The sequence below is a fragment of the Mesorhizobium yinganensis genome (assembly GCF_040081985.1).
In the GTDB taxonomy this organism is placed as follows: domain Bacteria; phylum Pseudomonadota; class Alphaproteobacteria; order Rhizobiales; family Rhizobiaceae; genus Kumtagia; species Kumtagia yinganensis.
Genome location: NZ_JBEBMH010000002.1, coordinates 241062 through 253405 on the forward strand (window position 1 = coordinate 241062; position 12344 = coordinate 253405).

Here is a 12344-nt window from a genome sequence, read left to right on the forward strand (position 1 = left end):
GCCGCGATACTGTTGATATCGGGCCGAAATTTGGCCGCCGCGGCATGCACTTGGCCTAGCGACTGTCTACTCGACCCGGCGCAGCAGGACAACGGCTTTCAGCCCACCCGGCGGGGCCCGACCGAGTTCGATCCGGCCGCCATATTCGTTGACGAGATCGGAAACGATGGCGAGACCAAGGCCGGTGCCAGGCTTGGTCTCGTCGAGGCGCCTGCCGCGCTTCATAACCTCGCGTGCCTGGTCGTCGGGAATGCCCGGCCCGTCATCCTCGATGACGATCGCGAACATCGCCTGGCCATCGATCGGAGATGCGGCGGCCAGCGAGACCGTCACGCGTTGCCGGCCCCACTTCATGGCGTTTTCCATGAGATTGCCGACGATTTCCTCCAGATCCTCGCTCTCGCCGGCAAAGATCACTTCATCTTCGGGCGGGACAAAAGTCACCGTCATATCAGCGTTGAGCTTGGCCATCACCCGGGTCATGCGCTCCAGCAAGGGAGTGACCGGCGTGCGATAGACGACGCTGTCGCGCTGCGCCGCGATGCGAGCCCGCTGCAGATAATGTTCGAGTTGACCCTGCATGGCCGTGGCCTGGTCGGCGATGATCCTGCCCCTGTCGCCGCCCAGCGCCCGCGCCTCGTTGAGCAGCACCGCCAGTGGCGTCTTCAGCGAATGCGCCAGATTGCCGACCTGGGTGCGCGAGCGCTCGACGATGCGTCGGTTGTTCTCGATCAGCGCGTTGGTCTCGTTGGCCAGCGGCTCGATTTCTGTCGGAAATCTGCCACCAAGCCGCTGCGCCGTGCCCTCGCGCACTTGCGCGAGCGCCTGGCGAACTCGCCCCAAAGGCCGAAGGCCGAAAAGGATCGCTGCGGCGTTTATGGCGATCATGCCGACACCGAACAGCGAGAGATAGGTGAAGAGCCGTCGCTCGAAGATGCCGATTTCGTTCTCAAGTTCGCTGCGATTGCCCATGACGCGAAATCGCGCAACGCGGTTCTGCGCATCGAGCACGAACTCGCTCTCGAACACTTCCAGTTCCTCGCCGCCGATGCCGTCGGTTATGTAGTTGCGCTGGAAGCTGGAATTGAACGGCGCTTCCGTGACGCCCGGCGATGGAACGGACTGCGTCATCGACAGCGAGCGCAACCGGCCGGAAAGGCCCTCCGAGACGGGCTCGACCTCCCAATACCAGCCGGATTGCGGCTCCGAGAAACGCAAATCGCCAAGGTCTGGCGTGCCCGTCAGTGTTCCCGATTGCGAGACGCCAACCGAGCCGATGAGGTTGAAGAGATGCGCGGAGAGAAGGCTGTCGAAACCGCGCTCGCTCGTCTCGCGATAGAGCGCTGCGATGACGGTGTAAATGATGATGAGCGTGACGATCGCCCAGATGGTGGAGAACGCGACGACACGGAAGGCCAGGGAGCGGGGCGTCAGCGACCGAGGCCAGGCCGACCGGCCGATAATGGATTTCCTGGGTTCGGCCGTCACGCCTCCGGCTCGCGCATGCGATAGCCCATGCCGCGTACCGTTTCGATCATATCGATGCCCATCTTCTTGCGCAGGCGCCCGACGAACACCTCGATCGTGTTGGAATCGCGATCGAAATCCTGATCGTAAAGATGCTCGACGAGTTCGGTTCGCGACACCACCTCGCCCATGTGGTGCATCAGATAGGCAAGCAGCCGGAACTCGTGCGATGTCAGCTTCAGCGGCGCGCCATCCATGTCGGCCTTGGACGCCTTGGTGTCCAGCCGCAGCGGACCACAGGTCAGTTCCGACGATGCATGGCCCGCCGCGCGGCGGATCAATGCGCGCAGGCGCGCCAGCACTTCTTCGATGTGGAAGGGCTTCGTGACATAGTCGTCGGCGCCGGCATCGATCCCCGAAACCTTGTCGCTCCAGCGGTCTCGGGCGGTCAGGATCAGCACCGGCATTTTTCGGCCGGCGCGCCGCCAGCGTTCAACGACGCTGATGCCGTCCATCTGCGGCAGGCCGACGTCCAGCACCACGGCATCATAGGGTTCGGTGTCGCCGAGGAAATGCCCCTCCTCGCCGTCGAAGGCCTTGTCGACCACATAGCCCGCGTCCCCCAGTGCCTGGGTCAATTGCCGGTTCAGGTCCTTGTCATCCTCGACGACGAGTATGCGCATGGAATCGTCAATCCAATTTCGGAAGGTCCATCTTATAGAACGAGCGGCGTCAGATGAAATCGCCTGCCTTCAGTTCAGCGGCACGACGATCTCGGTGCGGCGCGGCCGCTGCCCGTCCTTGCCGGGCACCAGCACGACGATGACACAGACCGGCTGCCCGCCCTTGGTCGACTGGCTGGCGCGCGCCAGCGTGCCGCCGTTCTGTGCAGCCACCTGCTGGCCGATCGCATAACAGTCCGACTGGACGAGGGCCGTAGGCAGGCCATGATCGGGCGCTGGCACGAAGACCGGCGCTGCAGAGGCCTGCCCTGCAAATATCGCCGAGGCGCAAAGCACCGCGAGGCCAGGCCGGAGAAAGGAGAAAACCCTGTTCATGCTGCGGTTCTAGCCCATTCCTGCTGAACGCGGAATGAACGAATCCTCATAATGGCAAGACATGCAAGGCGTCAGCCGCTGGGTCGAGATTCATCCAATCCGCGACTGCGCGAACAACCTCCCCATCAGAGCCACGACCCCTGCCACTGCCGCCACCGCCTGCAGAATCGCATCGACAAAACCTGCATCGTCGAAGCCTTCCAGCGGTACCCAAACAGGCCGGCCAGAGCAGTTGAGATCGTTACGATGGCCGCCCATATGGTGCGCGAAAGGTACCAGGGTTTGCTGCCCGTCATTTCAATTCCTTTCAAAGGGTTATGAACAGAAATTCAGAGACTGAATCGGCGCGATGCCGGGATTCCCCACCCCGCCGAGAGGCTGAGTTGGCGCACCGTGATGTCGATTTCGGCCGGCATTCCACCGAAATCGGCGGCGATGTCGCCACCGGTATAGGTCCAGCTCGGCACGGACACCGTGTCCGAGCGCACGACCGGCCCGCCTGGGCCCGACACGTCGATGCGATATTCCTCCCGCTCTTCGCCGAGCGGAATGTCGGTCGCCGCCCAGTCGTCCGCGTCGATCCGGCCCCGCCTGATCCACGAAAAAGCAAGGTCGCCTCCCGAACCTGTCCGGCATCGCAGTTGGACCGGAGCGAGCGGCAAGCGGGCACGTACCCCGCCGATTTCGGAATAGCTGGCGAATCTATCCTCGGAAATGACCGTGCCGGACGGCCCGACGCGCCAGTTGAGTGGAAGGCCGACCTCGCCGGCAAGAAGCCCCGCCGATTTCACCCTGTCGTTCAGAATGACAAAGGGCGAGCTCGTCGCGGCGCCCACTGCCATCGCGTCGCTGGTCCCGAGCTGCCCGCGCAGCAGGCCGCCCAGCCACCAGACGCCGGCAGAAATCTCATCCGCCCTCTCGAACTGCAAAACCTCCCATATACCGCCATCTGACCGAACCGCTGCAACGTTCGCGCCATTCAGCAACTGCAACCGGCTAACGCTCGCCGCCTCCGCGTCGAACAGCGCGACCGTGATGGTTGCCGCACGGTCGACCCGCCCCTCGAAGGTTCCCGCGGGCAGCGGCGCCAGCAATTCGCCGATATCGGCCGGTCTGTCGATAGTCGCCCTCGGCGTGAAGCCGGTATCCTCCGGCGAGGCAAGCAGAACCTGGCTCTTCCAAGGCTTTTGCCGAACCGCGATCCGGAAATGATCCTGCGGCGCGGCCGAGGCAGTTCGAGCCGGGAGATCGAGAAACAGCGCGTAAGGCTTTCCGGCGTGGATCGCTGGCGCGCCTACCGTTTGCCGAGGGGACATCGTCCAGGCAGCAGGCGCGGCGGGGTCGATGCGGCGTGCCCTCAGCCGCCTTACCAAACCGTCCTCGACTTCGGTGACCAGGAATTCCGAACCGTCGGTATCCGGTAGCGTGACGACCGCGCCTGGCTCGAATCCGGCGCGGTAGTTTGCCAGCGAAAGTGATACGCTTTCGCGCCCGGCCCAGAGCCGACGGTGCCAGTCGGCGACAAGCGCGGTGCCCTGCCCGTGCTCCAAAACCCCCGGAAAGCTAAACGTTCGCTGGAGCCGCCCGCTTACACCGGCCCGCAGGCTGCGCGCCGAGGCGGTCTGGAAATCGGAAAGGTGGTCCCGGAAGACCAGCACCGCCTCGCCCGGCAATTCGTGATCGGGCTCGCGCACCCTCTCGACGATCGCGGCGGCATCCTCGACGACCATCTCGTCGACGGCCAGTGGCGCGGCCGGACGCGCCAGCATCGAGCGGAACGCCAGTCCGGCCGCGTCCTCACAAACGGCAAGCCCATAGAGATCGGCCAAAGGTTCCAGCGCTGCCCTGGCCGAACCCGGCTCATCGATGACGTATCCCTGCAGCGTGCCATCGGCCAGCGAAACGTCCGCCGCGGGCAGCCCGTGGTCGGCAAGGATCGCGTTGATCAGGGAACCCAGATCAGGCGCTTCCAGCCGGCCGTTGAGCCAATGCCCGAAATGCCAGTTGGAGCCATCGGCCCAGACATTCTCAATTAGCGGAAACGCTGGAAACGGCCGCGCGTCCCAGCACCAGACCCAGGTCCGCTCGTGGTCGACCATCCGCCCGCCATAGACGGGCGAGAGCGGATTTGCGGCCGGATCGAAATTCTGGCTCGCCGGGTCCCAGTGGGCGGCATGCGCTTCCAGAAAGCGCTTCGGCGCAAGATCGCTGCGCCCACTGCTCGAAAAATACGGAACAAAACTTTCGCTCGACTTCGGATCGACGAACACGTTCGGCTGGTTCGGCCCCTTGTCGACCGCCGGGCAGCCGAGTTCCGTCAGCCAGATCGGCTTGCCGCACGGCACCCAGTCCGTGGCTGTCAAAACCTCGACGCCGTCGATGCGATCGAAATGCTGGTTCGACCACCAGCCGACGAGGTCCTTGTAGCGGAACACCCAAGGCTTCCCGTAAGCTCCGTCATCGATCGGCGTGCGTATCCTCGCCTGCCGATCGGTGAAGCTGGCATAATACCAGTCGAAACCCTCGCCCGAATTGATGGCAGTCCGCAATGCGGTGGGATCGTACGGACCGATTGCCCCGTCCGGATTGCCGAAACGGTAGTCTGCATTGCGCCAGTCCGAGAGCGGCATGTAATTGTCGATGCCGACCGCGCTGACCGACGGTCGCGCCCACAGCGGATCGAGATGAAAGAAGACATCGCCCGAGCCGTCCTGCGGATGGTGGCCGAAATATTCCGTCCAGTCCGCACCATAGCAGATGTCGGTATCCGGCCCGAGCAGCGCCTTCGCCTCATCGGCCAGTTCGCACAACGCCTCGACGAATGGGAAGGCATTCGCCGCATCGCGCAGCGTCGTGAGGCCCCGCAGTTCCGAACCGATCAGAAATGTGTCCACGCCCCCAGCGGCGACGGCCAGATGGGCATAATGCAGGATCAGCCGCCGGAACCCCCAGTCATCCGCCGCCCCGGAGAACTCGATCGTATGGTCTCCCGGCGAAAAATCCACCAATGCGGCAGACCCACAAAACGCCTCGACCTGCGTTCTGGCTGTTGTCGTTTTGTCCGCTGTCTCTGGCTGGTCCGATCCCGGAAAGCACGAGATGCGCCCGCGCCAGGGATAGGCCGCCTGCTCGCTGCCGCCATGCGGGTCCGGCAGACCATTGCCCTCCGCGACATCCATCATCAGGAACGGATAGAGCGCGACCCTCAGGCCCCGCGACTTGATCTCGGCAATCGCGGCCATGACGGAACGATCTGTCGGCGTCCCGCCATAAGCCGCATTGCCACCATGTGTTGAGACGGTTCGCGCCTCGGCACGCCCAATGCCGGAAACCACCCAAGGTCTTGAGAAGCCAGCGCTGCTGGCCGTGGTCACGCCCGGCTGGATCGAACAAATCCCGGCACGCAGATCGTCGCCGAACCACGACACGACCAGCGCGACATCGGTAAGGTTCCGGCACAGCGCCTGCAACTCGTCGAGCGAAGCGGCTATGTCCGAGCCGGCGAACAATATGTGCCGATTTTCCGCCGCCTCCTCGCCCGGTCGGGCCTTCTTGGTCACCAGACCGGTATCGAGGCCGTATTCCGTCGTCCCCGGTATCAATGCGACGCCGCTTATGTCGTGCCGCAGCCTGCCGACCGGCCGCAGGACCTCGAACTGGATCTGCGGAATCCGGTTGCCGTAATCTCCAAGCGGCAACCGCTCGAACACGACATAGGCAAGGCCGCGATAGGCCGGGGTATTGCTCGCCCCCTGCTTGGCCGAAATCAGGGGGTCCGGCGCCTGGTCGGCGCCGCCGGTATGTACCCTCAATTCAACGCCGGTCAGGTCGACTTCCCGCCCATCCGCCCAGACGCGGCGCACGGCGGCGATCTCGCCTTCGCAGAGCGCAAAGGCAACGTTGGCGAAATAGCTGTATTCGGTGACCTTCGTGCCGCCCTTACCACCCTGTCGCCGCGTCGAACTCGTCTCCTCAAAGCGCGTCGCCCAGATGATGGTGCCGCCGACCCGCGCGGTGCCATAGAGGCGCGGGATCGCCGCGCCCTCCTCCGCCGAGAACGGCCTTGCGCCGGCCAGCCGTGGCCCCTCGACGCGGCGCGTGCCGTCGACCAGCGCGCGATCTAGCGCATAACCCGCAAGCGCGCCGGCCGCCGTGCCGACCGCGCCTCCGATCGGACCGAACAAGCCGCCGAGATAGGCGCCGGCCGCCTGCAGAAGAAGAACCGCCATTTGAAATGCTCGCTGTGGGCGAACACCCTCGCCCATACACCGCCTCTTGCGAGGGCACCGCAGGAACAATGGATGTTCTCGGAAAGGTTGTCTCGAAAGCCCTGGATTGCCGGCACTAGCGGACGGGAAACGCAAAGGCCGCCGCGATCCGCTTGCGCCATTGCGGCACCAGTGCGCTCACCACCACCGCGCTACCTTCATAGGCGTGGACGAAACGGTCGGGCGCCACAAGGATCGCCGCATGTTTGGCTGGCAGGTTTTCACGCCAGCGGAAGAGGATCAGGTCGCCCGCCTCCGCCTCGATAACCGGTTTCTCCCGGCAGTGCCGTCGCGCAGCCTCCAGGAACCGGTCGGGTCCGCCCGTCTCCGCCCAATCTACCGTGTAAGGTCCGGGTTCCTCCGGAACCGCGCCGTAAATTGCGCGCCATACCCCGATTAGCAGGCCAAGACAGTCGCAGCCGACGCCCTTCCGCGAACCCTGATGCCGGTAAGGCGTGCCGACCCAATCCAGCGCCTCCGCCACGACCAGTGCGCCAGTGTCGCCGGCCGTTCCAAGGTCATCGCTCATGCCACCAACGGGCCTCCGTCGAAAATGTCGCCGTCGACAGCGTAGCCATAGGCCGCGTCGTTCCCAGGTAAATGCGGAAAACCCTGGAAATTCAGTGCATTGTCGAACTTCGCCTTGCAGGTCGCGAAAGTCTTGTCGCAACCAACCTTTATGAGAAACGTGTCGCCAGGCGCCGGCGCCGAGGCCTCGCTGGGTTGCAGCGTCAGTTCAACGCCGGCCTGGCCTTTCACATGCCCGGCAACATGCGCCAAGCGCCCGGCCAGCGCGCCGCTCGTCCATTCGATCGAACCCAGCTCGAACCATCCGCCATCGAAGGCGCCGAGCCCCGAGACATGCAGCATCTCTGGCGTCTCCGCAGAGATCACCGCACCGGCGGCGGAAAAGCCGGGCGAGCCCATCGAGAAGCGGCACCGGGCGTCGCCCAGCTCAGCGTCGCATGATCGCGAAATAACCCGCCCGTTCACCTGGTCGAGCGCATGTATGCGGCTCTTCAACTCCGCGACAAAAGCTCCGTCGCGCCGCGTGATCTTGCCGATCGTGGCGTTGCGCAACCTTGCGAATTGCGTCGTTTCCGCCCAATTGACCAGCAGCGTCTCGACGGTCGCATCGTCATACAGCCCGGCCGAGATATCCGCCTCGTTGATTTCATCGGATGACAGCACACCCTCAACGTCCACCGTATCGACGGCAAGGCCGAGCGTATCGCGGGCTTCCGTTGCGCTGAAGCCGGCCAACGGCTCGAACGACGTGCCGTCGACCATCAGGCGACGATCATGATCGGTAAAGCCCTTGATCGCGGCGTCGCGCCGCGTCATCCGCCAGCAATGGCAGACCGTCGTCACCCCGCCTTCGAGATGCGCGGCAAGCGCTTCGGGATAGATGGTCAAAGCCGTACCTCCACCAGAGGGATCGACGGGATCGCGCCCGCCTTGAAGGCGCTTATGCCGATCTCCAGCCGATCGATGTCGAAACGCACCGGTACGTCGAACTCGAACCCGGCCGTTACGTCCTGACCCACGCCCGGCACGGCTGACGGCGCGAACACGATGTCACCGGTCGCATCGTCAAAGACATAGTCTGCCGGCGTTACTGCCAACACGCCGTTGACCGCCACCGCCAGGGTTGGAAGCACCGGTTTTCGGATTGGCCGCGAATAGGCGGCGTCCCCGTCACCATAGGTCTTCACCAGCGCAAAGCGCGCCTTTACGCCGTCACCAGTGCCGAGAAGCTGGTCCATGCCGGCCGCCGTCTCGTCTGGTCTGCATGACTTCATGTCGAAGGGGTCGCGGAACCGAAAGGCATGCAGCGACCCGCGCCGCGCCTCGAAGAAATCAATTATCTCGTAGAGGTCGGCCAACGAACGCAGCCCGGTGCCGGCGTCGTAGCGATGCCTGGAATGGGTAAAGCGCGCATTGCGCTTCTCGCGCCCCGACGTCAGCGTGATGATCTCGTTGCGCCGTTCCGGCCCGCCGGTCGCGCCGAAGGATACGGCGGTCGGAAACCGCACGTTGTGGAACGCGGTAAGTTCGGTCATGAGAAATCCCTTTGAGGGCAGTAGGCAGTAGGCAGTAGGCAGTAGGCAGTAGAAGAGGGTGTTCGCCCGTATGAGGCGATCAAAGGGCCTTGGAGGCAGCTCTTCGCAAAGGTTTCGAGTCAGGCTCAGGAAAAAGGCAACCCTACTGCCTACTGCCTACTGCCTACCGCCTACTGCCACCCTCTTCAAAACGTCCGCGTCCCGCGCGACACGGCCCTTGCCAACATCCCGGTCACCTGCGCCTCCGACTTGCGGAACGAGGCGGCGTCCTGCGTTGTGACGTTGAAGACGACGTTGACCGAAGCCCCTCCACCGCCGGCGGCCACGCCCAGCCGGCCATCGGGCCCGCGCCGCAACGGCATCACGGCCTCCGCGCCTGCCTCGCCCATCAGGCCGAGACGATTACCGGCGGGAAAATAGGTCGGAGACGAAACCACGCCGCCCGCCGCGAACGGCACGACGCCACCCTTGGCGAAAGGCGCGGCCAGCCCGCCGGTCATCCCGGAAAACAGCGACCCGACCAGCCCCTGCAGCGGTTGCAGGCCCTGGTTCAGCGCCATGCCGGCCAAGTTGAGCGCGACGCGGCGCAGCACGCTGTCCAGTTCCCTGCCGTCGACGACGGCGCCACGCAGCGCGCCGGTGAGCTGCGTGCCGAAACTTGCCGACAGCCTTTGCAGATTGTCCAGCGCCGCAAGAAACGGCTCGGTATCCGCCTCGATCGAGACGACGACGTTCTCAGCCATATCCTATGTCCTCCGCTTGTCCGGAAAAGCCGCCATCAGCGCCGCCAGGTCGCCGCGCCCCGGGCCGGCCTCGACTGCAAGGCGGTAAAAGCTCATCGCCCGCTCGAATTCGCGCGGCGTCATCGCCCAAAAGTCCCTCGAAGAAAGCCGCAGCAGGCCGAACCCCACAGCCATGACCGTGTCCCAGGGAAATTGCCCAGGAGCGGGTTCGCCGCCCGCGCCCGCTGCGGCAGTCAAGGGCGCGGCGGCGTCTCCGCCGTCTTCACGCCGAAAGTCGCCGCCAGCAGTTCGGCGACGATCGCCGCGAACCCCGCCGCGCCGTCGGCCGCCTGCATCCGGGCAACCTCGTCGTCGCCGACGGCATTGCCCCCACCGCGCAGGCCGGCGCCGAGGATGCGGATGAGGTCTCGCGCCGATAGCCGGCCGCCGGCAAATCGCTCGACCAGCGCGCCCAGATCGTCGGCTTCATACGCCGCCTCAAGCTCGGCCAGTGCGCCGAGAGTCAGGCAGAGGCGATAACTCTGCCCGTCGAGTTCCGCGGCCACCTCGCCGCGCCGCCGGTTCACGCTCATTACGACACCGCGAAGCTGATCGCGCCGGCCGATTCCAGCCCGATCTCGAAAGTCACCTCGCCGTCATGGTTGCCCGAATATTCCAGCGCGGTGATCTGGAACGGCCCCTCGACGAGGCCGAAATCCGGGATCGCCATTTGCCAATCGGCAATGTCTGCCGAAAAGAACCGGGTGCGGATCGAGGCGTCGGACTGCGCATCCTTGAAGATGCCGGAGCCGCTGACCGAGGCGCGCTGGATGCCGCTGCCCGCCAGAAGCTCGCGCCAGCGCCCGGCCGAATCGGCGTCGGTCACGTCGACGGTCTCGCTGTTGAACGCCAGCCGCCGCGAGCGCAGCCCGGCAACAGTGATGAAATTGCCAAGCCCGTCGATATCGATCTTGAGCAAGAGGTCCTTGCCCTTCTGTGCAGCCATTTCGGCCCTCCTGATGTATCCAGATCAAAGTTCTCACCAAGTTGGAACACCCCTCATCCGAACTCGGATGAGGGGTGTTCCAACTTGGCGCCAAAGAATTTCAGAAGCTATGCTTCCGCGGCTTCGATCAAGGCCCGGAACCGCATCAGCCCATGATGCACGGACGCATCCTCGTCGAAGCGCACTTCGGAAAACTCCAGCCGCAAGCTGATCAGCCGATATCCGGTCAGTTCCAGCGGCGCGTCGTGCAGCAGCGTTTTTGCCCGCTCCATGATCGCCAGCGTTTCCTTCTTGCCCTGCGCCTTCGACCAGACGTGCAGCGTCAACAACTGCTCGTCGCCGTTTTCCGTGCCGGTGCTCCAGTCGAACACGCTGGTGCGGCCGAAGGTGATGTAGGGAAACGCGACATGCGCCGGGGCGTGGTCATGGATCTTGGCAACGCCCAGCAGCGCGGCGAGCGCGCCGTCGCCGCCGAGCGCGGCAAAGATGGCCTTCTGCAGCTCAGTAGCGGATTGCGTCATCGTCCACTCCGGTCATCAGGCGTTGCCGCTGCCGGCCTCGCGCGGCCACCGTCTCACCTTCCATATCGGGAAGCGAGTCCGGAAATTCCACATCGTCGGCAAGCTGTTGCGCCTGCATCCTCAGAGCTCGAATCAAACCGTCGAGCGTCAATCGCATCGCGAGTTTCATGCCTCGTCCTCCCTTACCCGGCAGGCAAGGTAGCGTCCCGTCGCGTCGGGATCGTGGACGGTCAGGATGTCGAACACCCGCGCCTGCCAAACGAAGCGCATGCCGGCCGCGACGCCGCTGCGATGGCGTATGGTGATGCGATGGGTGTTTTCCTCCAACACCTGATCGGCGCCGAAACGGCTCGCCTGCGACACCGGCTCGATCAGCCCGAACACGGTCGCCACTTCTTGCCAGGCGGTCGTATGGCCACCGAGACCGTCACCGGCCAGCACCGCTGATTGCAGCGACAATTCGGTGCGCAGCGCACCAGGGTCAACAAAGGCCGCCCTCATCACAGCCTCCGGTCGCGGTGGGCGGCAATCATCCGCTCATATTGCGGCGGATAGGAAACCGGCTGCTCGTCCGGGCCGAAACTTGCCCGAAATTCGCACCAGTGCGCTACCAGCACCAGGATGGCGCGGCGCAGCAGATCGGGCACATCGGTTCCCGCCTCGCCGAAACCGGCGCGGAAATCGATCTCCAGTCCATTCATGGCCCGCATCGGCTCCGGCCGCTTGCGGAAGAACAGGCGCGCCGGCCGCGAGATCAGGTCGGCCTGATAGTCGCCGACATTGACCAGCGAGGCCTCGCCTTCCGTCCCATAGGCGGTCACGGCAATGATCTCCTTCGCCGGATGGCGCATCAGCAGCACCATATCGCTGTGCGGGATCGCATCCAACGCCAGCCGCCAGGTCTGATCGATCAGGGCGAGGCCCGCGGCCCGTTCCACATCCTCGCGGGCGGCGCGGATCAGCCCTTCGATCAGCGCATCCTCGGACGATCCGGCCAGCCTCAGGAAGCCCTTTGCTTCCGAGACCGTCACGGGCTCCGCCTCCGGCGCTCCAGTGAGAACCAGTGTCATCAAAAACCTCATTGTCGGAAAAGGAGCGGCCACATGCAGGCTTGCCCTCCCCCTTGAGGGGAGGGTGGCCGCGAAGCGGCCGGGTGGGGTCGCCTATGAAGCGCTCGGCCTGCCCCTGCAGACCGATCTCACTTAGAGGGAGCGAGAATAGTTCGGCGCGCTGCCGCAA

15 protein-coding genes are annotated in these 12344 nt (G+C 64.6%); all 15 read right to left on the minus strand.

Going from position 1 to position 12344, the window contains the following annotated elements:
• Positions 1-66 precede the first annotated feature (66 nt).
• Positions 67-1488, minus strand: a complete 1422-nt coding sequence (locus tag ABMA59_RS04725; protein ID WP_349004157.1) for an ATP-binding protein — start codon at positions 1486-1488, stop codon at positions 67-69.
• A complete protein-coding gene (locus ABMA59_RS04730) occupies positions 1485-2150 on the minus strand; it encodes a response regulator transcription factor (protein WP_349004158.1) in 666 nt (221 codons plus the stop codon). The genes ABMA59_RS04725 and ABMA59_RS04730 overlap by 4 nt, the downstream gene beginning before the upstream one ends.
• Positions 2151-2219: 69 nt before the next feature.
• Entirely contained in the window at positions 2220-2525 is a 306-nt protein-coding gene (locus tag ABMA59_RS04735) for a hypothetical protein (RefSeq protein ID WP_349004159.1), read from the minus strand.
• Between the two features lie 329 nt (positions 2526-2854).
• Positions 2855-6754 carry a baseplate multidomain protein megatron gene (locus tag ABMA59_RS04740; protein WP_349004160.1) on the minus strand — a complete coding sequence of 1300 codons (3900 nt, stop codon included), beginning with the start codon at positions 6752-6754 and terminating at the stop codon, positions 2855-2857.
• 115 nt (positions 6755-6869) lie between these two features.
• Entirely contained in the window at positions 6870-7322 is a 453-nt protein-coding gene (locus ABMA59_RS04745) for an NlpC/P60 family protein (RefSeq protein WP_349004161.1), read from the minus strand.
• Positions 7319-8209, minus strand: coding sequence for a DUF2163 domain-containing protein (locus ABMA59_RS04750; RefSeq protein ID WP_349004162.1), 891 nt, complete (start codon positions 8207-8209; stop codon positions 7319-7321). The genes ABMA59_RS04745 and ABMA59_RS04750 overlap by 4 nt, the downstream gene beginning before the upstream one ends.
• Positions 8206-8856: a phage distal tail protein, Rcc01695 family gene (locus ABMA59_RS04755; RefSeq protein ID WP_349004163.1), complete on the minus strand. Its 651-nt coding sequence runs from the start codon at positions 8854-8856 to the stop codon at positions 8206-8208. The genes ABMA59_RS04750 and ABMA59_RS04755 overlap by 4 nt, the downstream gene beginning before the upstream one ends.
• 185 nt (positions 8857-9041) lie before the next feature.
• Positions 9042-9599 carry a phage tail tape measure protein gene (locus ABMA59_RS04760; protein WP_349004164.1) on the minus strand — a complete coding sequence of 186 codons (558 nt, stop codon included), beginning with the start codon at positions 9597-9599 and terminating at the stop codon, positions 9042-9044.
• A gap of 3 nt (positions 9600-9602) precedes the next feature.
• Complete coding sequence (locus ABMA59_RS04765) at positions 9603-9836, minus strand: rcc01693 family protein (RefSeq protein ID WP_349004165.1); 234 nt, start codon at positions 9834-9836, stop codon at positions 9603-9605.
• A complete protein-coding gene (locus tag ABMA59_RS04770; RefSeq protein ID WP_349004166.1) occupies positions 9833-10171 on the minus strand; it encodes a gene transfer agent family protein in 339 nt (112 codons plus the stop codon). The genes ABMA59_RS04765 and ABMA59_RS04770 overlap by 4 nt, the downstream gene beginning before the upstream one ends.
• Complete coding sequence (locus ABMA59_RS04775) at positions 10171-10584, minus strand: phage major tail protein, TP901-1 family (RefSeq protein WP_349004167.1); 414 nt, start codon at positions 10582-10584, stop codon at positions 10171-10173. Before ABMA59_RS04775 ends, ABMA59_RS04770 begins: the two co-directional genes overlap by 1 nt.
• A 107-nt stretch (positions 10585-10691) precedes the next feature.
• On the minus strand, positions 10692-11105 hold the full coding sequence (locus ABMA59_RS04780; RefSeq protein ID WP_349004168.1) for a DUF3168 domain-containing protein: 414 nt from the start codon (positions 11103-11105) through the stop codon (positions 10692-10694).
• Positions 11086-11274 carry a hypothetical protein gene (locus ABMA59_RS04785; protein WP_349004169.1) on the minus strand — a complete coding sequence of 63 codons (189 nt, stop codon included), beginning with the start codon at positions 11272-11274 and terminating at the stop codon, positions 11086-11088. The genes ABMA59_RS04780 and ABMA59_RS04785 overlap by 20 nt, the downstream gene beginning before the upstream one ends.
• The gene (locus ABMA59_RS04790; RefSeq protein WP_349004170.1) at positions 11271-11606 is read right to left on the minus strand and encodes a phage head closure protein; all 336 of its coding nucleotides are present in this window, start codon (positions 11604-11606) and stop codon (positions 11271-11273) included. Before ABMA59_RS04790 ends, ABMA59_RS04785 begins: the two co-directional genes overlap by 4 nt.
• On the minus strand, positions 11606-12175 hold the full coding sequence (locus ABMA59_RS04795) for a head-tail connector protein (RefSeq protein WP_349004171.1): 570 nt from the start codon (positions 12173-12175) through the stop codon (positions 11606-11608). Before ABMA59_RS04795 ends, ABMA59_RS04790 begins: the two co-directional genes overlap by 1 nt.
• Positions 12176-12344 lie beyond the last annotated feature (169 nt).

What these genes read in the sequence shown, in the direction of transcription:
- ABMA59_RS04730 (WP_349004158.1), bottom strand. Translation starts at nt 2,150, where the DNA reads ATGCGCATACTCGTCGTCGAGGATGACAAGGACCTGAACCGGCAATTG.
- ABMA59_RS04735 (WP_349004159.1), bottom strand. Translation starts at nt 2,525, where the DNA reads ATGAACAGGGTTTTCTCCTTTCTCCGGCCTGGCCTCGCGGTGCTTTGC.
- ABMA59_RS04740 (WP_349004160.1), bottom strand. Translation starts at nt 6,754, where the DNA reads ATGGCGGTTCTTCTTCTGCAGGCGGCCGGCGCCTATCTCGGCGGCTTG.
- ABMA59_RS04745 (WP_349004161.1), bottom strand. Translation starts at nt 7,322, where the DNA reads ATGAGCGATGACCTTGGAACGGCCGGCGACACTGGCGCACTGGTCGTG.
- ABMA59_RS04755 (WP_349004163.1), bottom strand. Translation starts at nt 8,856, where the DNA reads ATGACCGAACTTACCGCGTTCCACAACGTGCGGTTTCCGACCGCCGTA.
- ABMA59_RS04760 (WP_349004164.1), bottom strand. Translation starts at nt 9,599, where the DNA reads ATGGCTGAGAACGTCGTCGTCTCGATCGAGGCGGATACCGAGCCGTTT.
- ABMA59_RS04770 (WP_349004166.1), bottom strand. Translation starts at nt 10,171, where the DNA reads ATGAGCGTGAACCGGCGGCGCGGCGAGGTGGCCGCGGAACTCGACGGG.
- ABMA59_RS04775 (WP_349004167.1), bottom strand. Translation starts at nt 10,584, where the DNA reads ATGGCTGCACAGAAGGGCAAGGACCTCTTGCTCAAGATCGATATCGAC.
- ABMA59_RS04780 (WP_349004168.1), bottom strand. Translation starts at nt 11,105, where the DNA reads ATGACGCAATCCGCTACTGAGCTGCAGAAGGCCATCTTTGCCGCGCTC.
- ABMA59_RS04785 (WP_349004169.1), bottom strand. Translation starts at nt 11,274, where the DNA reads ATGAAACTCGCGATGCGATTGACGCTCGACGGTTTGATTCGAGCTCTG.
- ABMA59_RS04790 (WP_349004170.1), bottom strand. Translation starts at nt 11,606, where the DNA reads ATGAGGGCGGCCTTTGTTGACCCTGGTGCGCTGCGCACCGAATTGTCG.
- ABMA59_RS04795 (WP_349004171.1), bottom strand. Translation starts at nt 12,175, where the DNA reads ATGACACTGGTTCTCACTGGAGCGCCGGAGGCGGAGCCCGTGACGGTC.